Annotated in this window: 24 protein-coding genes; 10 read left to right on the forward strand and 14 right to left on the reverse strand. The window is 66.4% G+C overall.

Features of this window, described 5'->3' with window-relative positions:
* Positions 1-108 precede the first annotated feature (108 nt).
* Positions 109-933, forward strand: coding sequence for an alpha/beta fold hydrolase (locus tag ABW18_RS15315; RefSeq protein WP_049699864.1), 825 nt, complete (start codon positions 109-111; stop codon positions 931-933).
* Here ABW18_RS15315 and ABW18_RS15320 read toward each other — a convergent pair.
* The 6 genes from ABW18_RS15320 to ABW18_RS15345 form a co-directional block, all read right to left on the reverse strand.
* On the reverse strand, positions 904-2,499 hold the full coding sequence (locus ABW18_RS15320) for a carboxylesterase/lipase family protein (protein WP_049699865.1): 1,596 nt from the start codon (positions 2,497-2,499) through the stop codon (positions 904-906). The two genes, ABW18_RS15315 and ABW18_RS15320, sit on opposite strands and share 30 nt — an antisense overlap.
* Before the next feature lie 67 nt (positions 2,500-2,566).
* Positions 2,567-3,520 (reverse strand): 23S rRNA (guanosine(2251)-2'-O)-methyltransferase RlmB, encoded by a 954-nt coding sequence (gene rlmB / locus ABW18_RS15325; protein WP_049699866.1) that lies wholly within the window; start codon positions 3,518-3,520, stop codon positions 2,567-2,569.
* Positions 3,521-3,547: 27 nt separating this feature from the next.
* On the reverse strand, positions 3,548-4,936 hold the full coding sequence (gene cysS, locus ABW18_RS15330) for a cysteine--tRNA ligase (RefSeq protein ID WP_049699867.1): 1,389 nt from the start codon (positions 4,934-4,936) through the stop codon (positions 3,548-3,550).
* A gap of 11 nt (positions 4,937-4,947) precedes the next feature.
* Positions 4,948-5,433: a 2-C-methyl-D-erythritol 2,4-cyclodiphosphate synthase gene (gene ispF / locus ABW18_RS15335; protein ID WP_049699868.1), complete on the reverse strand. Its 486-nt coding sequence runs from the start codon at positions 5,431-5,433 to the stop codon at positions 4,948-4,950.
* Between the two features lie 64 nt (positions 5,434-5,497).
* Positions 5,498-6,193 (reverse strand): 2-C-methyl-D-erythritol 4-phosphate cytidylyltransferase, encoded by a 696-nt coding sequence (ispD, locus tag ABW18_RS15340; RefSeq protein ID WP_049699869.1) that lies wholly within the window; start codon positions 6,191-6,193, stop codon positions 5,498-5,500.
* A gap of 22 nt (positions 6,194-6,215) precedes the next feature.
* On the reverse strand, positions 6,216-6,704 hold the full coding sequence (locus ABW18_RS15345; protein WP_049699870.1) for a CarD family transcriptional regulator: 489 nt from the start codon (positions 6,702-6,704) through the stop codon (positions 6,216-6,218).
* Between the two features lie 428 nt (positions 6,705-7,132).
* Here ABW18_RS15345 and ABW18_RS15350 point away from each other — a divergent pair, with 428 nt between their 5' ends.
* Together ABW18_RS15350 and radA are read left to right on the forward strand one after the other, a co-directional pair.
* Positions 7,133-7,765 (forward strand): copper chaperone PCu(A)C domain-containing protein, encoded by a 633-nt coding sequence (locus tag ABW18_RS15350; RefSeq protein ID WP_049699871.1) that lies wholly within the window; start codon positions 7,133-7,135, stop codon positions 7,763-7,765.
* Between the two features lie 168 nt (positions 7,766-7,933).
* The gene (radA, locus tag ABW18_RS15355; RefSeq protein WP_049699872.1) at positions 7,934-9,313 is read left to right on the forward strand and encodes a DNA repair protein RadA; all 1,380 of its coding nucleotides are present in this window, start codon (positions 7,934-7,936) and stop codon (positions 9,311-9,313) included.
* 3 nt (positions 9,314-9,316) lie between these two features.
* Here the strand turns inward: radA and ABW18_RS15360 are convergent, their stop codons facing one another.
* A complete protein-coding gene (locus ABW18_RS15360) occupies positions 9,317-9,865 on the reverse strand; it encodes a PaaI family thioesterase (RefSeq protein ID WP_049699873.1) in 549 nt (182 codons plus the stop codon).
* Positions 9,866-9,930: 65 nt separating this feature from the next.
* Here ABW18_RS15360 and disA point away from each other — a divergent pair, with 65 nt between their 5' ends.
* Positions 9,931-11,031: a DNA integrity scanning diadenylate cyclase DisA gene (gene disA / locus ABW18_RS15365; RefSeq protein WP_049699874.1), complete on the forward strand. Its 1,101-nt coding sequence runs from the start codon at positions 9,931-9,933 to the stop codon at positions 11,029-11,031.
* Between the two features lie 64 nt (positions 11,032-11,095).
* Positions 11,096-12,169, forward strand: coding sequence for a DNA polymerase III subunit beta family protein (locus tag ABW18_RS15370; RefSeq protein ID WP_235434408.1), 1,074 nt, complete (start codon positions 11,096-11,098; stop codon positions 12,167-12,169).
* Positions 12,170-12,206: 37 nt separating this feature from the next.
* Here ABW18_RS15370 and ABW18_RS15375 read toward each other — a convergent pair whose 3' ends face one another.
* Positions 12,207-12,956, reverse strand: coding sequence for a hypothetical protein (locus ABW18_RS15375; protein WP_049699875.1), 750 nt, complete (start codon positions 12,954-12,956; stop codon positions 12,207-12,209).
* A gap of 130 nt (positions 12,957-13,086) precedes the next feature.
* Entirely contained in the window at positions 13,087-13,788 is a 702-nt protein-coding gene (locus ABW18_RS15380) for a carbonic anhydrase (RefSeq protein ID WP_049699876.1), read from the reverse strand.
* Here ABW18_RS15380 and ABW18_RS15385 point away from each other — a divergent pair.
* On the forward strand, positions 13,787-14,680 hold the full coding sequence (locus ABW18_RS15385) for an HhH-GPD family protein (protein WP_049699877.1): 894 nt from the start codon (positions 13,787-13,789) through the stop codon (positions 14,678-14,680). The genes ABW18_RS15380 and ABW18_RS15385 overlap by 2 nt on opposite strands.
* A gap of 102 nt (positions 14,681-14,782) precedes the next feature.
* Positions 14,783-15,910: a DUF2189 domain-containing protein gene (locus ABW18_RS15390; RefSeq protein ID WP_049699878.1), complete on the forward strand. Its 1,128-nt coding sequence runs from the start codon at positions 14,783-14,785 to the stop codon at positions 15,908-15,910.
* A 4-nt stretch (positions 15,911-15,914) separates the two neighbouring features.
* Here the strand turns inward: ABW18_RS15390 and ABW18_RS15395 are convergent, their stop codons facing one another.
* Positions 15,915-16,745: an alpha/beta fold hydrolase gene (locus tag ABW18_RS15395; RefSeq protein WP_049700081.1), complete on the reverse strand. Its 831-nt coding sequence runs from the start codon at positions 16,743-16,745 to the stop codon at positions 15,915-15,917.
* Between the two features lie 65 nt (positions 16,746-16,810).
* Between ABW18_RS15395 and ABW18_RS15400 the strand changes: the two genes are divergently transcribed.
* From ABW18_RS15400 to ABW18_RS15410, 3 genes are all read left to right on the forward strand, one after another.
* Positions 16,811-17,119, forward strand: coding sequence for an antibiotic biosynthesis monooxygenase family protein (locus ABW18_RS15400; protein WP_049699879.1), 309 nt, complete (start codon positions 16,811-16,813; stop codon positions 17,117-17,119).
* Positions 17,120-17,180: 61 nt separating this feature from the next.
* Positions 17,181-17,786, forward strand: a complete 606-nt coding sequence (locus ABW18_RS15405) for an LON peptidase substrate-binding domain-containing protein (protein ID WP_049700082.1) — start codon at positions 17,181-17,183, stop codon at positions 17,784-17,786.
* Positions 17,787-17,937: 151 nt separating this feature from the next.
* The gene (locus tag ABW18_RS15410; RefSeq protein ID WP_049699880.1) at positions 17,938-19,431 is read left to right on the forward strand and encodes an aldehyde dehydrogenase; all 1,494 of its coding nucleotides are present in this window, start codon (positions 17,938-17,940) and stop codon (positions 19,429-19,431) included.
* A gap of 20 nt (positions 19,432-19,451) precedes the next feature.
* On the opposite strand, the gene ABW18_RS15415 is transcribed toward ABW18_RS15410, so the two are convergent.
* The 4 genes from ABW18_RS15415 to ABW18_RS15430 all read right to left on the reverse strand — a co-directional run bounded on the left by ABW18_RS15415 (position 19,452) and on the right by ABW18_RS15430 (position 22,799).
* The gene (locus ABW18_RS15415; protein WP_049699881.1) at positions 19,452-20,222 is read right to left on the reverse strand and encodes a glucose 1-dehydrogenase; all 771 of its coding nucleotides are present in this window, start codon (positions 20,220-20,222) and stop codon (positions 19,452-19,454) included.
* A 50-nt stretch (positions 20,223-20,272) separates the two neighbouring features.
* Positions 20,273-21,043: an SDR family NAD(P)-dependent oxidoreductase gene (locus tag ABW18_RS15420; RefSeq protein ID WP_049699882.1), complete on the reverse strand. Its 771-nt coding sequence runs from the start codon at positions 21,041-21,043 to the stop codon at positions 20,273-20,275.
* Between the two features lie 266 nt (positions 21,044-21,309).
* Positions 21,310-21,999 (reverse strand): hypothetical protein, encoded by a 690-nt coding sequence (locus tag ABW18_RS15425; protein WP_152930105.1) that lies wholly within the window; start codon positions 21,997-21,999, stop codon positions 21,310-21,312.
* On the reverse strand, positions 21,999-22,799 hold the full coding sequence (locus ABW18_RS15430; RefSeq protein WP_200903274.1) for a hypothetical protein: 801 nt from the start codon (positions 22,797-22,799) through the stop codon (positions 21,999-22,001). The genes ABW18_RS15425 and ABW18_RS15430 overlap by 1 nt, the downstream gene beginning before the upstream one ends.
* Position 22,800 lies beyond the last annotated feature (1 nt).

Genomic DNA, 22,800 nt, shown 5'->3' on the forward strand with positions numbered 1-22,800 from the left:
GTTTCGAGTCCATTCCGTGTCCACAGGCTCCACGGCTTCTGGAAGCATGGGCCGCATGTCCAACGGCAGTTGTCGCCGCCTGGGAGGGTTGGCCGGAGAATCGAGCGGATGATCGACGCGTATATCCGCAGTGCATCACCGAGTGTCGGCGACCGCGCCGACGGTGGAAGCTACATCGACATCAACGGGGATCTGCTGTGGCATTTTCAAGGTGGCGACCCGATGGGTCCGCCCACCGTGCTCCTGCACGGCTCGTTTTCGTCGGCGTCGAGTTGGGGTGCGCAGTTCGGCGACTTCACCGACGCGGGCCTTCGCCTGTTCGTACCCGAGCGCAGCGGTCACGGCCACAGCCCCGACTGCCCCGGTCCCTACAGTTTCGCGTCGATGGCCGACCAGGTCATCGCCTATCTCGAAAATGTCGTGCGCGGCCCCGCGAACATCGTCGGCTGGAGCGACGGTGGCGTCATCGCCCTGATGATCGCGCAACGCCGTCCCGAACTCGTGGCCCGGATCGTGACAACGGGTAGCTATGTCAACCGGCACGGACTCACGGTCTCCGCACTGACCGACCGCCTCGACGAGAGCGACGAGAAGGTCGTCGCGTGCCTTCGGGACTGCTTTCTGCACGACGACGGAGAACACGACGGCGGGGAATCCGACGTCGTCTTCGACAAGACGGTCACCATGCTGCGCTTCGAGCCGGAATTCGAGAGCACCGACTTCGCGGCGGTGGCTGCCCCGACCCTCGTCATCGCGGCCGACTGCGGCATCGTTCGTATCGAGCACTCCGTCGACCTCGCGGCGACCCTGCCCAACGGTCGGCTCGCCGTTCTCCCCGGCACCCATATCCTCCCGTTGGAGTCACCGCACCTGTTCAACCCACTGGTGCTGACCTACCTGGCGTCAGATCCCCCGAGCAGCGTCGAACTCTGACTCGATCGGGCCATCGTCGACGATCAGGCCGGTCCCCCGATGCCATGCGAGTCTGCGTTCGCCGTCGGGATCGGCTTCGACGCGATCGGTCCGGTCGATGACCAGGATCTCGCGGTCGTCCTCGAAGTAGCGCGGCCAGTCGTCGCCGGGGACGCCGGTGCGCGCGAAGGTTCCCCACCTCGACTGCACGTCGGCGGTCACACGCGCCACGGCACGCCAATCCCCGACGCTCAGCGGCGCTCCGAGAGCCGAGCGGTAGGCACCGAACACCGCGAACAGTTCGGTCGCGTGCGTCGCTCCGACGCCGAGCTTGCCGAGCACCTTGGTGAAGAAGTCGTAGCGATAGGTATAGGTAGGCGCGACGCGACTGTGCCCGTCGGCAAAGGCCACCGCTGGCGCCCAGAAGGTCGCGTCGGCCGACAGTCGCAGCCGTTCGCCCGGACCCGCGTAGAGCGCGGAGATCTGCTCGCGGGCACCCTCGTCCTCGACGCGCAGGAGCATGCGCTCGGCGTCGGGAAGCATGTTCCACAGCTTCTCGAAGAGTTTGCCCTCGTCCCGGTTACCGCCGACGATCAGCGGAACCGGGTGTGTTTCGCCTGCTCGCGCCGCGTCGACCGGTAGTTTCGGCAGCAGCGCGCTGCCCGCGACGGGCGCGAACGGTACCGGTTCCGGGGTCTGCGCCCTGGCGGCGAAGCGCATCAGCCGATTGCTCGCCCGGAAGATCTGCTCGGGGCTCGCTCCGTCGAGGAGTTCACGCGCGGTGACGGGGTCGATCGGCTCTTCGCGATCGTCGGGGTCTCCGGTGCGACGCTCCGGGTCACGCAGCAGGCGCAGGAACTCGTCGGCGAACGTTGTCGCGCTCGGCTTGCTCACGACGAGTTCGGGCGCGGGACTCTCGGCGATCGCGCGCGCGAACAAACCCTTGGCTTCCGGCGTCGCGAGCAGCGTCAAGACCGCCGATCCGCCCGCACTCTCGCCGAACACCGTCGTGTTGTCCGGGTCGCCGCCGAATGCCGCGATGTTGCGCTGTACCCAGCGAAGCGCGGCGAGCATGTCCGACAGTCCCGGGTTCTCGTCGAAGGTGCGTTCCGGCGTCGAATAGTCACTGAAATCGAGCATTCCGAATGCCCCGAAGCGGTACTGCACAGTCACGACGACGACGTCCTGCGCGCGTGCGAGCGCCGCGCCGTCGTACAGCGGCGTCGCCGCGGTACCGAGGATGTATGCGCCGCCGTGGATGAAGACCATCACCGGGCGCGGCGTCGACGACTGCTCCTCGGGAGAGAAGACGTTGAGCGTCAGGCAGTCTTCGCTGGTCGGTACGTAGCGCCCCGGACCCGTCGCCGTGAATCGACGCTCCTGGATGGCGGCGTTGCCGAATGCCGTGCAGTCGCGAACACCCGGCCACGGCGCCACCGGCTGTGCGTCGCGAAAACGGCCCTCACCGACGGGCGGAGCCGCGAACGGAATGCCCTTCCAACTTATGGTGCCGCGTCGGGCGCGTCTTCCCCTGAGACCCCCGACAAGCCCGTCGGTCGTGGTCACGATGGTGTCGATCAGCGTCATTGCCTCAACCTAACGAACGTCGGGCGACCACGGTCACACAGGTCCGATGGGACGCCTGTCGGCAGAGCTACTGCTGACGACGCTGGCGCGCGAACTCGGCGAGCACCACGCCCGCGGCGACCGACGCGTTGAGGCTTTCGACGTCACCTGCCATCGGGATCGAGAGGATCGAATCGCACGTCTCGCGCACGAGCCGCGACAACCCTTTGCCCTCCGATCCGACGACGATCACGGTCGGCCCGGTGCCGTCGTAGTCGTCGAGCGTCACGTCGCCCTCGGTGTCGAGGCCGACGATCTGCGCGCCGGTCTCCGCCCACTCCTTGAGCGTGCGGGTCAGGTTCGGTGCCTGCGCGACCGGTAGGCGCGCGGCTGCGCCGGCACTGGTCCGCCACGCCACCGCGGTGACACTCGCGCTGCGGCGCGCCGGGATCACCACGCCGTGCCCACCGAAGGCGGCGACCGAGCGGATCACCGCGCCGAGATTGCGCGGGTCGGTGATGTTGTCGAGCGCCACCAGCAGCGGCGGGGTGCCCGACTCCATGGCGTCGCGCATCAGGTCGTCTGGATGTGCGTACTGGTACTCGGGCACCTGCAGTGCGACACCCTGATGCAGTCCGTTCGCCGACATGCGGTCGAGTTCCGGCTTGCCGACCTCGAGGATCGCGATGCCCTTGTCCGCCGCGAGTTTCACCGATTCGGCGACGCGGTCGTCCGGTTCGCTGTTGACCGCGATGTAGAGGGCCGTCGCGGGAACGCCCGCGCGCAGACACTCCAGCACCGGGTTGCGGCCGAGCACGTACTCCGGACCGTCGTCTTTGCGACGCGGATTCGGCCGTCCCGCAACGCTTTTCCCGGTAGCCTTCGCCTTCTTGTGCGCGGCATGGTAGGGACGGTCGACGGCCTTGGGTGTCGCGCCACGGCCTTCGAGTCCGCGTCGACGCTGCCCACCGGAGCCGACGGTCTGCCCCTTCTTACTGCCCGATTTGCGCACTGCGCCACGGCGTTTGGAGTTTCCGGCCATCGTTGTCGTCCCGTCCGCTTGAATTGCTTACTTGCCCTTGAGCGCCCAGGTGGGGCCGTCGGGAGTGTCGGTGACCTCGATACCGGCCTCCGACATGCGATCTCGCACAGCGTCGGCCGTCGCCCAGTCCTTGTCGGCACGCGCCTGTGCGCGCCGACCGAGTTCCGCATGCACCAGTACATCGAGCGCCGACATCGCATCGGTCTCGTCGGAACCTTCCAACCAATGCTCGTCGAGAGGGTCGACGCCGAGCACATCCATCATCGCGCGGACGGATTCGGCGGCGGCAACAGCCGCGGCACCGTCGCCCGCCTCGAGAGCGGTGTTGCCCTCGCGCACGACGTTGTGGATCGTCGCCAACGCGGCGGGCACGCCGAGATCGTCGTCGAGCGCCGCGGCGAAGTCGGGATGCACCTGCCCCACGGCGACCTGGCCCACGCGCGAAACAACCCGTCCCACAAAGGATTCGATACGCCGATATCCCGCAGCAGCCTCGGTGAGCGCGCCGTCGGAGTACTCGAGCATCGACCGGTAGTGCGCACTACCGAGGTAATAGCGCAGTTCGACGGCCCGCACCCGCTGCAGCATCGCCGGGATCGCCACGACGTTGCCGAGCGACTTGCTCATCTTCTCGCCACCCATGGTGACCCAGCCGTTGTGCAGCCAGTACCGAGCGAACGGGTCGCCTGCGCCATGCGCCTGCGCGATCTCGTTCTCGTGGTGAGGGAAGATCAAATCCATTCCACCGCAATGGATGTCGAACTCAGGTCCGAGCAACGACGTCGCCATCGCCGAGCATTCGAGATGCCAGCCGGGCCGGCCAGGACCCCACGGCGTCGGCCACGACGGCTCGCCCGGTTTCGCGGCCTTCCATAGGGTGAAGTCCTGCGGGTTGCGTTTGCCGGTGCCCGCACTCTCGCCCTGATGCATGTCGTCGAGCTTCTGCCCCGACAGCGCACCGTAATCGGGGAGGCTGCGGACGTCGAAGTAGACGTTGCCGTCCGAGGCGTAGGCATGTCCGCGCGCGATGAGTCGCTCCATGTACTCGACCATCTGCGTCACGAAACCGGTCGCACGCGGTTCGGCCGACGGCGGTTGCACGCCGAGCGCGTCATACGCCTTCGAGAACTCGCGCTCGTGCGTCGCGGCCCACTCCCACCAGGGCCGCTCCGCTTCGGCGGCCTTGCGCAGGATCTTGTCGTCGATGTCGGTGACGTTGCGGACGAACAGGACGTCGTCGCCCTTGTACTCCAGCCAGCGGCGCAGTACGTCGAACGCGATGCCGCTGCGCACATGACCGATGTGGGGAACGCCCTGCACGGTTGCGCCACACAGATAGATCGTCACTCGGCCGGGGTGCAGCGGCACGAAGTCGCGCACCTCTCGAGCAGCGGTGTCATGTAGGCGCAAGGTCACGACGTGCGATTCTACCGGTCGCCCGGCGTCGGACCCGCCTCGGTCACCAGCGCCGTCGCCACTGCGGCCACACCCTCGCCGCGGCCGGTCATACCGAGGCCGTCGGTTGTCGTCGCCGAGACCGAGACCGGAGCACCGAGCGCGTCACCGAGAACCTGCTGCGCCTCCACACGGCGCGGACCGATCTTGGGTGTGTTCCCGATCACCTGAACCGCGGCGTTGACCACGACCAACCCGTCGTCGGCAAGGAGTTGCGACACGTGCGCGAGCATCGTCACGCCCGATACCCCGTCCCATTCGGGCCTTCCGGTCCCGAACACCGAGCCGAGGTCGCCGAGACCTGCAGCCGACAGCACGGCGTCGCACAGTGCGTGCGCGCCGACGTCGCCGTCGGAATGCCCCGCACATCCGGGCGTGTCGGGAAAGAAGAGCCCGACCATCCAACACGGAGCGGCCGGGTCGAGTGCATGTGCGTCGGTACCGATGCCGACTCTCATCGAGTTGCTCCTGAAGTCATCGGGCGTCGTTTCATCAGGCACCGTCTTGTCACCGTGCGCTGCGTCATCGTGCGACCTCTTGCACCAGATCACGGGCGATGCGGAGGTCCCACGGCGTGGTGATCTTGAAGGCCAGCGGGTCGCCCGCGACGACGTGGACGTCGATACCGATGCGCTCGGCGAGTCCGGCGTCGTCTGTGGCAAGGCCGGAGTCGTCTGCATGCGCCGCGATCAGCGCGTCGCGGGTGAAACCCTGCGGCGTCTGGATGGCGCGGAGTGGTTCGCGATCGACGGTGTCGAGCACCCGGCCAGAACCGTCGACGCGTTTGAGTGTGTCGGCCACCGGCAGGCCGGGCACCACAGCGCGATGTCCGGCAAGCACGGCGTCGACGACTGCGCGGAAGACGCGGGGAGGTGTGAACGGGCGCGCGGCGTCGTGCACGAGCACGATGTCGGCGTTGCCACTCACCGCGATACCGGCACGCACCGATTCGGAACGGTGAGCACCACCGGCCACAACGACGGCCGACGGAACGAGTGCAGCAGCGTGCTCGACGAGATCAGCGGGAACGACGACGACGACCTCGGCGTTGATGTCAGCGTCGAGGACACCATGGACACAACGCTCGAGAATCGTCGATCCGCCGAGGTCGACGAATGCCTTGGGCTGGTCGAGTCCGAGTCGGGTACCCGATCCAGCTGCAGGGATGATGACGCTGGTCAACGGTCCGCCGGGTGTCGGCTTGGTCCCTTGGGCCACGTCTATCAGTAGCCGGTCAGCGTCAAGACGCCGCGGCCAGCACCTCGTCGAGGATGCTGGTGGCCCTCTCGTCGTTGGTGTTCTGTGCGAGCGAGAGCTCGTCGACCAGTACGCGACGAGCGCGGGTCAGCATGCGCTTCTCGCCTGCGGACAAGCCACGATCCTGCTCGCGGCGCCACAGGTCGCGCACAATCTCGGCGACCTTGATGATGTCGCCGGAGATCAGCTTCTCCTGGTTGGCCTTGAAACGTCGGGCCCAGTTGGTGGGCTCCTCGGTGTGGGGTGCCCGCAGCACCTGGAACACCTGGTCGAGTCCCTCTTGACCGACGACGTCTCGGACGCCGACATACTCGAGCTTTGTCGAGGGAATCTGGACTGTCATATCACCATCGGCAACCTTCAGAACGAGGTATTCGATCTGCTCACCTTTGATGGTCCGGGTAACGATGTCTTCGACCCGGGCAGCACCGTGATGGGGGTAGACAACGGTGTCGCCAACTTTGAAATTCAATGTTCCGTGCCCCTTTCGAGTAGGCCCAGTCTAGCACGGGGGTCATTTGGGTCACATCCAACGGTGCAGGTCAAGGCACTACTGCGTGGTCGCAGACCCTCGAGTTTCACCGTTGCAGCAGGTGAGCGGGTAAGGCCGTAACAGCCTCGGCGACAACGCGCAAGAGCTCGCTCCACAGGCCTCTGCGAGACCGATTTCGACGGCCCGCCCACCCGCGTTCGAGAAGCGCGAGATCCGGCTCGCAGATACCAATCCGGTACCCCGTCGGGCTTTTGGCACGCCCGCCCACTACGCTGCGTAGTGCAGGGTTCGCGCCAAGCGATTTCGGCCTTTCGATTACCTGGGAGGAACGGGTGTCTGTGTCATCGCAGAATGAGGCAACTCGGAGTGGGACAACTCGGAGTGGGTCGAGCCATCCGACTCGTCGTGTGCGTCGGTTCGCCGAAGCCACAGCCATCGCAGCAGTCGGAATCGCGATCGCGTTCGGGACGACCGGCTGCGGTGCCGGACAGATCTCGCAGACCGCGAACCAGCTGCCCGCCGTCAACGGCAACAATGCCAACCTCGGCAGCATCGAGCTGCGCGACGTGCAGATCATCTACCCCACGCAGAACGCGGCGTCGGTCTTCGACAACGGCGGCCCGTTCCAGCTGTCCTGGGTGATCGCCAACCAGAGCGAGATCGACACCTACCGCCTCACGGGCGTGACAGCCGAGAAGGGCACGGTCACCCTCAAGGACCGTTACGACCTCGAACCCGGCAAGGCCCTGCGCGCAGGCGAGCCCGCGGCCCTCATCAAGGATTCGAGCATCACCGACGAGAAGCGCATGTCGGCGACCCTCGACGGCACTGGGAAGTCCGTCGCTGTCGGGCTGACCACCAAGCTGACCTTCACCTTCGAGAAGGTCGGCCCCAACGGCGCCACCTCTCCGGTCGGCTCGGTCACCGTCGACACCCCCGTCGACTCCGGCACGCTGCTCACCCGCCAGGACAAGGTCCGCGAGGGCGAGGCACCTGCCGACGAGCACGGCGAAGAAGCGCCGAACGTCCTGCCCAACTGACTTCTCGCGCAGCCTCTCGCGGTGTGACCCCGGTTTACGCTCACCCGCTTCCTTCCGGCTTATTGAATTCAATGAGCCGGAAGGAAATGGGTGAGCCTCATGGCCCCTCCCGACACGTCCCGGTAGCCATGCCGAGAAGTGTCGGTGGCCTGACCTAGGCTCGGATTCGTGGCAAAACCCAAGTCGACGTTCCGCTGTTCCGCGTGCGGCCATACCGTCGCGAAGTGGGTGGGGCGCTGTCCCGAGTGCGGCGAGTGGGGCACCGTCGACGAGGTGGCCTCGCTCCCCGCAGCGACCGCCGCACACAGCGCGGTCGCGCCGTCGAGTCCAGCCGTTCCGATCACCCAGGTCGACGCCGCGTCGTCGAACGCAATCCCAACGGGCATAGCCGAATTCGACCGTGTCCTCGGACGCGGCGTCGTACCGGGATCGGTCATCCTGCTGGCTGGCGAGCCGGGCGTCGGAAAGTCGACGCTGCTCCTCGAGACGGTCAAACATTGGGCACGCGGCGGGCGCATCGCGCTGTACCTCACCGGCGAGGAGTCGGCAGGGCAGGTCCGGTTGCGCGCCGAACGTACCGACGCCGTCCACGAAAACGTCTATCTCGCAGCCGAAACCGACCTCGCCACGGTCCTCGGCCACGTCGACGCCGTGCGCCCGACACTCCTCGTGATCGACTCGGTGCAGACCATGGTCGCCACCGGAACCGACGGCGTGACGGGTGGCGTCACCCAGATCAGGGCTGTCACCACAGCGCTCGTCTCGCTCGCCAAGAACCGCGGGATCGCGGTCATTCTCGTCGGGCACGTCACCAAGGACGGCAACGTCGCCGGACCGCGCTCACTCGAGCATCTCGTCGACGTCGTGCTGTCGTTCGAGGGCGACCGCCACACGTCGTTGCGCATGGTGCGCGGCATCAAGAACCGGTTCGGCTCCGCAGACGAGGTCGGCTGCTTCGAGCAGCGCTCCGACGGCATCCATCAGGTCACCGACCCGTCGGGAATCTTTGTGCACCAACACGATTCGGACGTGAGCGGATCGTCGTCGATCGTCGCGATGGACGGCAAGCGCGCGCTTGTCGGCGAGATCCAGGCTCTGCTCGCCGAGTCCAAGATGGCCAATCCGCGTCGTGCGGTGTCCGGCCTGGACTCGGCACGCTCCGCGATGGTCCTCGCCGTGCTGCAGGGTCGGGCAGGGTTGCCGCTCGGCGAGAAGGAGATCTATCTGTCGACGGTCGGCGGGATGAAGGTCACCGAGCCAGCCGCCGATCTCGGCATCGCGCTCGCGGTGAACTCCTTCGTCACGAACAAGCCGACGCCGCGCACCACCGTCGCGATCGGCGAGGTCGGCCTGGCCGGAGAGGTGCGTCGGGTCTCGGCTGTCGGACGTCGGGTCGCCGAAGCCAAGCGGTTGGGCTTCACGCACGCGATCATCCCCGCGGGCTCCGACGATCCGCTACCCAAAGGCATCCGGGTCACTCGTGTGTCGGGGATTTCCGACGCCATCCGCGCGGTCACGATCAGAGACGTGTCGCGCGCACCGTTCTGACGCTCACGGACGCGACATGCGCTGCTTGTACTCGTCGGCCATCGCGCTGTTCTCGACGTGCTCGGCGAAGTGCTGCCGCGCATCGATGGTGACAAAGATGCTGTGGCCGACGACGACCGGCTGCGAGGGGTCGCCGAGATGGCCGACGGCCTCGACATAGACCTTGCGCCGCTGCCTGCCGAGGATGTCGGCCCGCAGGTGCAGCGTCGAGCCGATCGGCACCGGGGCGACGAAGTCGACCTCGAGGTGCACCGTGACGGCCGACGGTCCGACCAGCAGCGGAACGGTCCCCATCACCTCGTCCATCGCGGTCGACAGGATGCCTCCGTGAATGACGCCGGGGCCGCCCTCGAATCGGGACTCCACCAGCATCGACGTCTCGACGGCGAACCCGTCTGCCGCGCGTACCTCCAGGTGCAGTCCCTGTGCCGACTCGGCGCCACAGCCGAAGCACAGCGGATTATGCATGCGGATCGCCTCCCCCGGCGCAGCCGCTTTGGGGTGGCGTTGCAGCGGGTCGAGGTCGGTGGGCACCACGAAGTCACGTTTCACGTGCCGTTACCCTAGTCTGCGACGGACCGTGAGCTTCTCGCGGCCGCGAGAAGGGAACGCAAGCCATGAGCGACATCGCGCGAACCGAGCCTGGAACACGCTCGGAACTGATGCGCGAGACGCTTGCACGCGTCGCGCCGGGAACAGGACTTCGCGACGGGCTCGAGCGCATCCTGCGCGGCGGCACCGGCGCGCTGATCGTCATCGGACACGACTCCGACGTCGAGAAGATCTGCGACGGCGGCTTCCACCTCGACGTCGAATTCGCGCCGACGCGTCTACGCGAACTGGCCAAGATGGATGGCGCCGTGGTGCTGTCCACCGACGGCAAGCGCATCGTGCGCGCCAACGTCCAACTCGTGCCCGACCCGTCGATCCCGACCGAGGAGTCGGGCACGCGGCACCGGTCGGCCGAGCGCACAGCGATCCAGACCGGGCATCCGGTGATCTCGGTGAGTGCGTCGATGTCGATCGTCAGCGTCTACGTCGACGGACTCCGCAAGGTGGTCGAGAGTCCCGACCCGATCCTCTCGCGAGCGAACGTGGCGCTCTCGACGCTCGAACGCTACAAGGCGCGTCTCGACGACGTCAGCGCCGCGCTGTCGCGCGCGGAGATCGAAGACTACGTACTACTCCGCGACGCGATGTCGACAGCCCAACGCATGGAGATGGTGCGTCGGGTCTCGGCCGAAATCGACGACTACGTATTGGAACTCGGCGTCAACGGCCGACAGGTCAGCCTGCAGCTCGAAGAGCTCATCGCCGAGAACGACACCATGCGTGAACTGCTGGTCCGCGACTACTACGCCAGCCCGGAGCCCGCGACCACCGAGGAGGTGCGGGGATCGCTCGAGGCGATCGAAGCGCTCTCCGACGCCGACCTCCTCGACCTCTCTCTCCTCGCGGGCGCATTCGGTTACCCGACGACGATCGAGGCCCAGGACACCGCGATGAGTCCGCGGGGATACCGCCTTCTCGCGGGCATCTCGCGGCTGCAGTTCGCGCACATCGACCGCCTCGTGCGCAGCTTCGGCACGCTACAAGCGCTTCTCGCGTCGTCGGCCGCCGACCTGCAAGCCATCGAGGGCATCGGCGGCATCTGGGCCCGCCATATCCGTGAGGGTCTCTCGCGGCTCGCCGAGACCAGCATCGAACGGTTCGACTAGCCCACCTGCCTCCACCCTCGAACCACCTTGACCTTCGAGTGGGTCGAGACCCGATGATGTTCGAGTGACTGACACCGAACTTGTGACCGACTCGGAACTGATGTCGATCAGTGCGTTCGCCGAGCTCGCCGGACTCACGGCAAGCGCGCTGCGGTTCTACGACGACGCCGGCGTGCTTCGTCCCCACCACGTCGACCCGGCGTCGGGGTACCGGTTCTACAGCAGGTCACAGTTGACGCGCGCCACGCAGTTGCGCCGGCTCCGCGCTATCGGGATGCCCCTGCCGACAATCAATCGGTTCTTCGACGCGAACGCCGACGAGGCTGCGGCGCTCATCGACGAGCAGGTTGCCAAGGTTAGCGCCGAGGCCGACGAGATCGCCCGTGCCGCAGCGACTCTCAAAGCATCACTCGACGATGCGTCCTGCCGCCCACTCTGCGCCGTCGCAGGTCCGGTCCTCGCCGCGGCAGTCCATCAGGTCCTGGCTTCCACCGCTGACGACCCCGACTTCCCGGTGCTGGGTGGCGTACGCGTCGAGGTCGACGGCGACGGCATCACCCTGACCGCAACCGATCGCTATCGCCTGGCCACCAGGACGTTGGTCGCGAGCCGACTGCCGGAAGCGAACCAACCCTGGGCGGCGACTGTCTCCGGAAGAGACCTCGCGGCGTCGACCTCGCTGCTGCGCCGCAGTCCGTCGGTGGGGCTGGAGGCGTCCTCCACGACCCTCGACCTACGCACGGCCGACGGCGCCGTGACGCATTGCCGTCTGCTCACTGCGGATTACCCCGACCGATCGCTTCTGCTCGACTCTCTCGCCGCGCCGACGCATCGCGTCACCGTCGGGACCCGACACTTCCTGAAAGCCCTGGAGCAAGCACCGGCAAAGGTCGGTCTGCATGTCGCCGAAGGCGGGGTGAGTCTCCTCCTACCCGAGGAATCCGTGGAACTCGACGGCACGTCGACGGGCGGTGACATGACGGTCTGGTTCGAGCTGACCACTCTGTACCCGGCACTGAGCAACGCACTCGGCAGCGACGTGATCCTCGACCTTCGCTCCACCGATCAGCCGGCCACCGTGCGCTCAGCTGACGACGGCGACCTCACGACTCTTGTCATGCCATGTCGGCCCAGCTGACCCCGAACCGAAGGAGGGCATGGACAGGGTGGACGGGCTACTGCTGTGCGGGCGCCACGACGTTGAATGTGATTGGCGCCGACTCTTTCTCGCCCATCTTGCCGATGGCCTGATATGAACCGACGGGCACCTGGACGCGCGGCTTGTCGCAGCCGGGGTTGCTGGTCGTACCCGACCAGGTGATGGTGTCGGTGGCCTGCTGCTTCGGCTGCAGTACGACGTTGTTCACGTCCTTCAGCGGCGAGCAATCCTGCGCCGACCACAGCGTGCGCGTGCCGTCGAGTGTCCGCACGACGACGTTCTGCGCGGCCTTCCCGACGTCGCGGGTGCACGCGGTCAAACCGGCGTTGGTGGTGACGATCGTGAACACCGGCTGATCCCCGACCGTGTAGGTCGGCTTGTCGGTGTAGAGCACCACGGCGATGTTCTGGTCGGGGCACAGCGGGGTCCCGTTCACTCCGGCCGCGGGAGCGGGGGCGTCCCCGGAAGCCTGCGACGCGCCCGGCTGACCGGACACACCGGCGGGGTTGTTTCCGCCATTGCCGCCGCCACCGGTACCGGCTTGACCGGACGGGGCCTCCGACGATGCCGACGATCCGTACGCGGGCGAGGTCGTGGTCGAGATCGACGACGACGATGCGGCGTTCGACGGCGACTTGTCGCCTCCGGAAGTCGTCCACACGATCAAACCGATGACCAGAGCAAGCACAGCCACCCCGACGCCACCGGCGACAATACGACGACGCCAATAGATCTCGGATGGCAACGGGCCCTGCGGTTCGATCACGCATCCACGCTAACGGCCACCTTCTATGCGACGGCTGACCCGCAACGGCGTGTCGCTGAGAAAACCGCGCCTGACCGGCGCAAAGTCTAAAGGTTGACTTAAGCTGCGCAATCCCTCAGCCGCGTGAGCCTCACGCCGACTGGGCTTCGTCGACCGCGGCGGACGCTTCGTGTGCGCCCTTGTGGCCATTTCCAGCGGTATCGATCTCGACGTAACTCTGGCCGATATCTCCGTAGGCACCCTGCAACTGGACGGCACCCTCGTTGAGCGCATACGTCAGTCCGACGATGGCCAGCTTTCCGTTGGCCACCCGATCGGCGATGATCCGACTGCGCTGCATCAGCAAGCGGCCGGTTTCGACGACGTGCCGCGCCTCGAACTCGTCGACCCTGGTCAGCCCCTCGCTGCGGCCGGCGAGGATGCTCGGCGTGACACGTTCGACGACGTCGCGGATGTAGCCACCGGGGATCTGCAGGTCGTCGAGTGCGTCGAGGGTCGCCTTGACCGCTCCACAGCTGTCGTGGCCGAGGATGACGACGAGCGGCACCTCGAGCACCTCCGCCGCGTACTCGAGCGAGCCCATCACCGCCGAGTCGACGACGTGGCCCGCGGTGCGGACCACGAACATGTCGCCGAGACCCTGGTCGAAGATGATCTCTGCCGCCAGTCGCGAGTCGGCGCAGCCGAACAGCACCACGTGGGGGTGCTGGCCTGCGACGAGACGTGCACGGTCCTCGATACCCTGGCTGGGATGCTCAGACTCTCCGTTGATGAAGCGCTTGTTACCTTCGCGCAGAACGTCCCATGCCTGTTTCGGGGTCAATCCGATCATGTCGTTTAGTCTGCCACCTCAGGTGCTATTGGGCTGGTTCGACGCCAACGAGCGCGACCTGCCATGGCGCGAGCCAGGGCTTTCGGGCTGGCAGATCCTCATCAGCGAGATCATGCTCCAGCAGACACCCGTCGCCCGGGTCGTCGAACCGTGGCGGGAATGGGTCCGACGCTGGCCGGTGCCATCCGCGATGGCCGCCGCGTCGCCCGGCGACGTCCTGCGGGCCTGGGGGAAACTCGGCTATCCGCGTCGTGCGCTGCGCCTCCACGAATGCGCACGGGTGCTCGCCGCCGATCACGACGACAAGGTCCCGGACGACGTCGCGACGATGCTCACTCTGCCGGGCATCGGCGACTACACAGCGCGAGCGGTCGCCTGCTTCGCCTACGGCCAGTCGGTTCCCGTCGTCGACACCAACGTCCGACGCGTTCTCGCGCGTGCCGTCCACGGTCGTGCCGAGCCCGGCAATCCGTCGAAGAAAGATCTCGCCGACGCCGAGGTCGTGCTGCCCCGTGACCCAGACGGCACCTACGCGTCGTCGACTCCTCGTTTCAGCGCAGCACTGATGGAGCTCGGCGCCCTGGTGTGCACGGCACGAAACCCCGACTGTGCGCGATGCCCGCTCTCATGCGCGTGGGTCAACGCGGGCAAACCCGCCCACACGGGCCCGCCCAAGCGGGTGCAGAAGTTCGCGGGCACCGATCGCCAGGTTCGTGGACTGTTACTCGACGTTCTGCGCGGCACCGAGGGGCCGGTCGTCCGCGACCGACTCGACATCGTTTGGCCGACCGACACGGCCCAACGTGACCGTGCGCTCGACTCACTACTTGTCGACGGCCTCGTCGAGATCACCTCCGACGGCCGCTTCTGCCTGGCAGGTGAGGCGGGTTGACGGCCCGCGCGACCCTCGTCAGGTGAGCCGACTTCGCGACACGTTGAACGGTATGTCGTTCGAACTCTTCATCTGAGCCGCGCGGGTTGCTAGCTTTGCCTGATGACCGAGCCGCCGAACGAATCGACGCCTTCTTCCGGACCCAACCCGAACGAGCCGCATGGGACGAATCCCACCCCGGGCCAACCCCAGTACGGCCAACCATCTCCCGGCCAACCCCAGTACGGCCAACCATCTCCCGGCCAACCGCAATACGGGCAGCCCGCTCCTGGTCAGCCCCAGTACGGCCAACCATCTCCTGGTGAGCCCCAGTACGGGCAACCTGCTCCCGGCCAGCCCCAGTACGGGCAACCCGAGTACGGCCAGCCCCAGTACGGGCAACCCGAGTACGGGCAACCCCAATACGGCACGCCCCAGTACGGGCAACCACAGCCGGGTTCGGTTCCCCCCGGCGGCACGCCGCCTCCCGGCCAGTTCGGTGCCGCACCCGGTTATCCCGCCGCACCGGCCCCCGGCGCTCCGGGCACCCCGTTCAGTGTCGGCGAGAGCTTCAGTTGGGCGTGGAGCCAGTTCAAGGCCAACCCCGGCCCGATGGTCCTGCCCGGCGTGATCATGGCCGCCGTTGGACTGCTGTTCTGGGCGCTCATCTTCTGGGGATCGTCGTGGGTCGAGACCACCACTACCAATACCGTCGGCAGTTACGGCGACACGACCTACAGCTACGAGACGACGACGGTTAACGGCGGAGCTCTCGCAGGTCTGATCGCCGTCTACATCGTCGGGCTTCTGCTCCTGCTGTATTTCCAGGTCTCCATCCTGTCCGGCGCGGTCCGCGTCGCGAACGGCGAACCGATCGACGCGAAGTCGTTCCTGGTCCCGCTCCGCTTCTGGCCGGTCGTCGGCACGGCAATCCTCGTTGCGCTGATCGCCTTCGTGCTCAGCTTCTGTGTCATCGGCGGAATCATCGCGGCGTTCTTCCTACAGTTCGCCGTGCTCTCGACGATCAGCGAATCCCGTTCACCCGGCGATGCCATCGGTCGATCGTTCCGCGTCACCAGCGACAACATCGGCGACTCGATCCTCACACTGATCATCGTGTGGTTCACCAACGTCGTCGGCGCACTGCTGTGCGGCATCGGACTGATCATTTCGGCACCGCTCGCGGCGCTGTTCCAGGTGCACGCGTTCCGCCGCATCGTCGGCGAGCCGGTGGCACCGCCCGCCGCCTGAGTACTCAGCGGTACGGCAAACCAGAGAGAAACGCTTCGACGGCGCCCCGGAAGACCTCCGGGGCGTCGTCGTGTATCAGGTGGCCTGCTCCGCTGACCTTCAGGTGTGCGGCGTGGTCGTTGACAGACGCCATCTTCCGCATCTGCCCCTCGGGCGTCACGGTGTGTCCGGCCTCGATCAGCAGACTCGGCACCGGCACTCTGCGCCACTGATCCCAGAAGTCGCGCTCGCCCCACTCCTGTGCGATCGCCGCCCAGGTCGCGAGTCGACCGTGCAATGCGCCGTCGTCGAATGCCTCGTAGAAGTACCGTCCCGCGACGTCGCCGAACATCTGCCTGGCATGTCCGAGTGAGCTGAACCGGTCCGGCCACGAGTCGAACCAGGGCGTCCACTCGGCGGTGGTGCGGCCACGGAAGTCGGGCGCCATGTCTTCGACGACGAGCGCACTGACGAGTTCCGGATACTCCGCGGCGGCGCACCACGCATGCAGCGCGCCCATCGAATGTCCAACCAGCACAGCGGGTCCGAGGTCGATCCAGGTGAGGATCTCGGCGAGGTCGGCGACGAACCGCTCGGTCGAGACCTCCGCGGGGTCGGAGATGAGCGCGGCGTCGGCTCCGGTGTGGAACGCGGCGTCGAACGTGAAGACCCGGCCATACCTCCGCAGCCAGGGGATCTGTCGCCGCCAGGTGCGGCCACGCCCCATGAGCCCGTGGAGTAGCACGATCGGCCCCACGCCGAGCGCCTCCGTCGACTGCTGCGCGTCGGGGCCCCGGTCTGGACCACCGTGGTCGAGCAGGCCCGTCTCGGCCGTCACATACCCCGCCTCAGACATCGCGTACGCACTCACAGTGAATGAGATTAATCCGACGCACAGACATTCCGAACTAGGCTGAGGACATGACTGTTGTGAAGATCAACGCGATCCATGTCCCCGAGGGCGCTGGGCCCGAACTCGAGAAGCGCTTCGCACACCGCGCACACTCGGTCGACGGCTCGAAGGGTTTCCTCGGATTCCAGTTGCTGCGTCCGGTCAAGGGCGACGACCGGTACTTCGTCGTCACGCAGTGGGAGACCGAAGAGGATTTCCAGGCATGGGCTGCCGGCCCCGCACGCGAGGCTCATTCGGGTGAGCGCGCAAAACCTGTCGCCAGCGGCGCGGACCTTCTCGAGTTCGAGGTCGTGCTCGACGCCAAACCGTCTGCCTGACAACCCAATTCAACGTGGGCCGACCAGCCCACCGGAGTGTGTGAACATGAGCGCACAACCCATGTTCCCGCTCGGCACAGCACTGCTGCCGGGTGAGGTGCTTCCGCTGCGGATCTTCGAACCGCGCTATCGAACGATGCTCGACGACTGTCTCGCCGCCGCCGACGGACCGCCCGGCTTCGGCGTCGTCCTCATCGCGCGCGGTTCGGAGGTCGGCGGCGGCGATGTTCGCCACGACGTCGGGACCTTCGCGGCAATCGACCGCGTGAGCCGCGACCCCAGCGGACTTTCGTTTGTCCATTGCGTCGGCACCAGACGCTTCCGGGTAACCGAATGGCTGCCCGACGATCCGTACCCGCGCGCCGAGGTGACCGTCCTCAACGAACCGAAGACCAGCGCGGCGGCCCGTGCCGACTCGATCGCGCTCGGAACCCGCATCCGCGAGATCGTCGTCGACGCCTACGCCCGCAGAGGCACACCCCTGCCCGACGACCTGCCTTCGTTCGACGACGCCGACTTCGACGACGCCGGGCTCTTCGGCTGGGCAGCCCGCCTACCGATCGGCGCCGCCGACCGACAGTCGCTCCTCGAAGCACAGGACATGCCCGCGCGGGTCGCGATACTCGACGACGCCGTCGAGGGATTCGCCGCCCGCATCGCCTTTTGACTCCTGATCTCGACACCCAGAGTTAGAACGTGTTCTAGTATTGGATGTGCGGTGGTTCACACCTGTCCGCGCCCCTCCCCGAGAAGTGTTCAGCAGTCTTCAGAGCACAACGGGTCGAGGGAAACATCGAGTACCAACTTCAGGAGCACGCATGACCCAGACCGTCGAACCTCGTTCCTCGAACGAGGCAGGCACATCCGATGACCGGACCGAGCTCTACATCGGCGGCGCGTGGGTGAAGCCCCATTCGACCGAGACTCTCGAGGTGTTCTCGCCCGCGACCGGCGAGCGAGTCGCGTCCGTTCCGCTCGCCGACGAGGTCGACGTCGACACGGCAGTCCGTACCGCCCGCGCCGCCTTCGATTCGGGCGTGTGGTCGCAGAAGTCGCCGGAAGAACGTGCAGCCGTGCTCGACCGCGTCGCTGACATCATCGATGAACGCGCAGAAGCGATCTCGGCTCTGGTGTCGTCGGAGATGGGCGCCCCGCCGAGTGCCGTCGACATGCTGCAGAAGCTGCCCGGTACCGGCGTGCTGCGCTCGTACGCCGAGGCCGCACGCAACTACGACTGGATCGAGTACCGCAACGGCCTGTTCGGCACCACGCGCATCACGCGCGAACCGGTCGGGGTCGTCGGCGCGATCACCGCATGGAACGTCCCGCTGTTCCTGGTCTGCAACAAGCTCGGCGCTGCACTCGCCGCCGGCTGCTCGGTGGTGCTCAAACCTGCACCGGAGACACCGCGCACGGCCAACGCCGTCGCCGAGATCTTCACCGAGGCAGGCGTTCCCGAGGGCGTCATCTCGATACTCCCCGGCGGGCCGGACACCGGCAAAGCACTCGTCGCACACCCCGACGTCGACAAGATCACGTTCACCGGATCGACGGCCGCCGGTCGGCAGATCGGTGCCGCGTGCGCCGAAACGCTCAAGCGCTGCTCGCTGGAGCTCGGTGGCAAGTCCGCCGCGATCGTCCTCGACGATGTCGACATCAACAACATCGGCATGATGGTCTTCCTCGGCCTGTTCAACACCGGCCAGGCGTGCGTCGCCCAGACCAGGGTGTTGGTACCCGCGAGCCGCAAGGACGAGATCGTCGCGGCAATGGTCGAGGCGGCCAACGCCATGAAGGTGGGCCTGCCGAGCGAACCCGACAGCCAGCTCGGACCCGTCATCAACAAGCGGCAGCTGGAGAAGATCGAGGGCTACATCGCCAAGGGCAAGCAAGAGGGAGCCACCGCGACCCTCGAAGGCGGCCGCCCCGAAGGCCTCGACGCCGGCTTCTTCCTCACCCCGACGATCTTCACCGACGTCACCAACGACATGACGATCGCCCAGGAAGAGATCTTCGGCCCGGTGCTGTCGGTCATCACCTACGACGACATCGACGACGCGATCGCCATTGCCAACGACTCCGACTACGGACTCGCGGGCACCGTGTGGACCGCCGACGTCGAGCGCGGCATCGAGATCTCCGAGAAGATCCGCACCGGCACCTTCGGGATCAACTTCTACGCCATCGACCCCGGCTCACCGTTCGGCGGTTTCAAGAGCTCGGGCATCGGCCGCGAATGCGGCCCCGAGGGACTCGAGTCGTTCGTCGAACACAAGTCGACGATGATGCCGATGGGCTATCAGGTCTCCTGACTCGAGTCCCCTGACCGGCCTCAGAGCAGCGAACTCACGAATCCGCCGTCGAGCACCAGGCTGCTGCCGTTGCACCACGACGACTCATCCGAGGCGAAGAAGGTCACCGCTGCAGCAACTTCTTCCGGCGTTCCGTAGCGTCCCTGCTTCTGCGCCATGACGGCGTCGAAGCCGCCTTCCGGCAGTCCGAGGGCGGCTTCGAACAGCGGCGCCGCGGTGGTGACCAGTTCCGTATCGATGAAGCCCGGCAGCACGGCGTTGACGCGGATGCCGTGCGCGCGGAACTCCGCGGCGGCGGTCTCCGTGAGGTTGCGTACGGCGGCCTTGGCCGCGGCATACGGAGCGATCAGCGCGGAGCCGGCGGTCGCGGTGATCGAGCTGATCGTCACGATCGACCCTCCACCGGAGGCGATGATCGCCGGTGCGGCGTAGCGGATCGAGAGGAACACGCCGTCGAGGTTGACCGAGGTGGTCTTGCGCCAGTCCGCGTAGGACATCTCCGCGATGGGCTGCACGGAGCCGACTCCCGCGTTGGGAACCATGATGTGCAGCGCGCCGAAGTGCTCCTGCGTGTCGGCGATCAGTTGCTGCACATGCTCTTCGTCGGTGACATCCGTTGTGCACGCGATAGCGCCGTCGATCGAGTACGCGACCGACTTGGCGGCGTCGGCGTTGATGTCGGAGACCACGACGCGCGCACCCTCCTGTCCGAGCCGCCTTGCGATCGCGGCGCCCAGTCCTGCGCCCGCACCGGTGACGACGGCAACGCGACCGTCGAGTTTCTGTGCCATGAGTTGGTCCTCTTCTCTACAAGTGGATTGGAGTGGATCGAAATACGAAGTCAGACAAGGGATGCGGTCAGTCCGCCGTCGAGCACGTAGTGGCTTCCGGTTACCCAACTGGCGCGGTCGGATGCGAGGAAGCACGCGACCTCCGCGATGTCTTCCACGGTTCCGAGCCGTCCCTGCTTTGCCGCGACAAGGTCACCGAAGGGGGCGTCGGTCGCCGCTTCGAACTCGGGGGCGAGCCGGTCGACCATGGAGGTATCCGCAAATCCGGGGCAGACCGCGTTCACGCGGATTCCGGTCTGGCGAAGTTCGATCGCGAACACCCGGGTGAGCTGGATGAGCGCCGCCTTGGTGGCGCAGTACGAGCCGAGCAACGGACTTCCGCCGACTCCGGCGACCGATGCGATGTTGACGACGTTGCCCTTGCTTTCGGCGAGCGCGGGCACGGCGGCCTTGGTGACGACGAACGGTCCACGGACATTCACCGCGAAGATCTTGTCGAAGCTGTCCGTCGACTGCATTGCGAGCGGGGCCGCGATCTCGATGCCTGCGTTGTTGACCAGCACATCCAGCCCACCGAGCAGTTCCTGCACCCGCGCGATCGCGTCGACGACGCTCGCCTCGTCGGTCACATCGCAATTGGCCACGCCCGCGGCGCCGAGGTCCGCTGCCGTCTTGTGCGCAGCATCCTCGTCGAAGTCACTGATCACCACCTGAGCGCCGCGGCTGATTGCCAGCTCGGCGATTCCCCGCCCGACACCGCGCGCAGAACCGGTGATGAAGACGCGCTTACCCTGCAATTCCGAATTGGATACTTCCGACATTTACACGGACCTCTCTCGAATCTGTTGGCACTGCACAACAGACGAGACGACCGTCATCGATCGGACCGGAAGACACCGAACCCGAAGACCACGGCGTGAACCATCACGAAAGTCATTGCGGCGGAGACTAACTCGCGCAAAGTACCGAGACGTCGCCTGCGCTGTGTGCCACACGACACTATCCAGCAATAGTGACCTAGGCCATGTCCTCCGGACATGAAGTCCGTCGGCGGATTTGGTTCGTGCGCACAAACGCGCCGGCGCCGCTAACCGGCAGGAGGAGCCGAGGACTCGGTGGGGACGGCCGACGGACTCACCGGCGACGGACTTGCAGGTGACGGGCTTGCAGGTGACGGGCTTTCCGATGACGGGCCGGGGAGCGGGACCGCACCTGCCGGCGGAGTCGATGTCTGCTCGATACGGCTCCGGAAGGAGTCGTCGGTGATGATCTCGATCTTTTCGATCATCCAGGTGTCGTCGTGGCGGACCATCGAGAACGTCAGTCGGCTCGGGTCCACCCGCACGAGGTCCTTGCCATTGCGGCTGACCGACTGATTCATGAAGAGCAGCACCGTCGAGGTGTCGCGCGTGTTGGTCACGACACCCGCATCCTGGATGACCGCCTGAGACACGACGCGCTGCTTGCGCACTCCCTCGACAAAGTCGTCCTTGTCGTCGGGCAGCGGCTGCGCGATCAGCCTGTCGTACTCGGTCTTCGCCGATCCGATGACAACATTCTTGGACCGCTGCACGTGGTCGGCGACGTTCACCGGGTCGTAGCCGAACATCGTCGTCGCGTAATCCCTTGCCGCAGAAAGCGATGACTCACGCGAGTCCTCCGTCGCACGAGCGTCGAAGTATCGGAACCCGAGAAATCCGGTCGCCACGGCACACGCCACAGCGATGACGGCGAGACCCACTACCACGAGCCGTCGTGTGGTGATTGCAGTCGACATCAGACCACCCACTCGAAGTTGGTCATCTTGAGATCACCGTTGATCCGTGTGATGTCCACCCGCCAGCGGAACGTCTGAATAACGGTCTCCTGCTTGGGATCCTGCGACTTCATCTCCCAGCCGTACACGACGATCACCGACCCCTCGTCGTCTGTCGCCTTGGTGACCGCGTCGGTGATCACCGATGACGTGACGGTCTGATTCTGGGTACGGATCAGGTCGGTCACCTGCGCCATCGACTGCTTGATCCGTTGCTGCGCAGGGCCACTCGTCTTGTCCTGCACGGTCTGCAATGCCTTGTCGACGTTGCCCGGGTTGAGCGATGTCAGGTCGATGGTCATCTGTCGCGCAAAGGTCGAATACGACGCCCGGAGTTCGTTTCGGTGATCGAGCCGACTGGTGCCGACGGCGAAGAATGTCGACGCGACCACGCACGCGACGATGAAAAGAGCGCACACCGCACCGGCGACGACCCACTTGCCACCTCTTCCGCGACCGACCCTTGCTCGACGCTCCACCGGCCGGCTCGGCGTCGAACCCTGCCTTTTGGCGCGGCGTTCGCGGTAGCTGACCGCGGATTCCCCGGCGGGTTCGGCGGTGCCCCCGGCGGGTTCGGCGGTGCTCTCGGCAATTTCCTCGGCGGCCTCAGGGGGCTCCACAGCGCTCTCAACGGCTTCGGCTTCGGCGGTGTTCTCGTCGAGTTGCTCCGGTGCCGGCGCGCTCTCGGAGGGCTTGATCGGTTCGCGTTTGTCCTTGCGGCCCCGCCGCAACGGCGCCGAGCGGACCGGTTGAGCGCCCACC

The organism is Gordonia jacobaea, from assembly GCF_001186365.1.
GTDB classification, from domain to species: domain Bacteria; phylum Actinomycetota; class Actinomycetes; order Mycobacteriales; family Mycobacteriaceae; genus Gordonia; species Gordonia jacobaea.

Excerpts from the sequence above, each read along its gene's own strand:
- ABW18_RS15315 (WP_049699864.1), top strand. The coding sequence starts at position 109 with ATGATCGACGCGTATATCCGCAGTGCATCACCGAGTGTCGGCGACCGC.
- ABW18_RS15320 (WP_049699865.1), bottom strand. The coding sequence starts at position 2,499 with ATGACGCTGATCGACACCATCGTGACCACGACCGACGGGCTTGTCGGG.
- rlmB (WP_049699866.1), bottom strand. The coding sequence starts at position 3,520 with ATGGCCGGAAACTCCAAACGCCGTGGCGCAGTGCGCAAATCGGGCAGT.
- ispF (WP_049699868.1), bottom strand. The coding sequence starts at position 5,433 with ATGAGAGTCGGCATCGGTACCGACGCACATGCACTCGACCCGGCCGCT.
- disA (WP_049699874.1), top strand. The coding sequence starts at position 9,931 with ATGAGCGACATCGCGCGAACCGAGCCTGGAACACGCTCGGAACTGATG.
- ABW18_RS15385 (WP_049699877.1), top strand. The coding sequence starts at position 13,787 with ATGTCGTTTAGTCTGCCACCTCAGGTGCTATTGGGCTGGTTCGACGCC.
- ABW18_RS15380 (WP_049699876.1), bottom strand. The coding sequence starts at position 13,788 with ATGATCGGATTGACCCCGAAACAGGCATGGGACGTTCTGCGCGAAGGT.
- ABW18_RS15390 (WP_049699878.1), top strand. The coding sequence starts at position 14,783 with ATGACCGAGCCGCCGAACGAATCGACGCCTTCTTCCGGACCCAACCCG.
- ABW18_RS15395 (WP_049700081.1), bottom strand. The coding sequence starts at position 16,745 with ATGTCTGAGGCGGGGTATGTGACGGCCGAGACGGGCCTGCTCGACCAC.
- ABW18_RS15400 (WP_049699879.1), top strand. The coding sequence starts at position 16,811 with ATGACTGTTGTGAAGATCAACGCGATCCATGTCCCCGAGGGCGCTGGG.
- ABW18_RS15405 (WP_049700082.1), top strand. The coding sequence starts at position 17,181 with ATGTTCCCGCTCGGCACAGCACTGCTGCCGGGTGAGGTGCTTCCGCTG.
- ABW18_RS15410 (WP_049699880.1), top strand. The coding sequence starts at position 17,938 with ATGACCCAGACCGTCGAACCTCGTTCCTCGAACGAGGCAGGCACATCC.
- ABW18_RS15415 (WP_049699881.1), bottom strand. The coding sequence starts at position 20,222 with ATGGCACAGAAACTCGACGGTCGCGTTGCCGTCGTCACCGGTGCGGGC.
- ABW18_RS15420 (WP_049699882.1), bottom strand. The coding sequence starts at position 21,043 with ATGTCGGAAGTATCCAATTCGGAATTGCAGGGTAAGCGCGTCTTCATC.
- ABW18_RS15425 (WP_152930105.1), bottom strand. The coding sequence starts at position 21,999 with ATGTCGACTGCAATCACCACACGACGGCTCGTGGTAGTGGGTCTCGCC.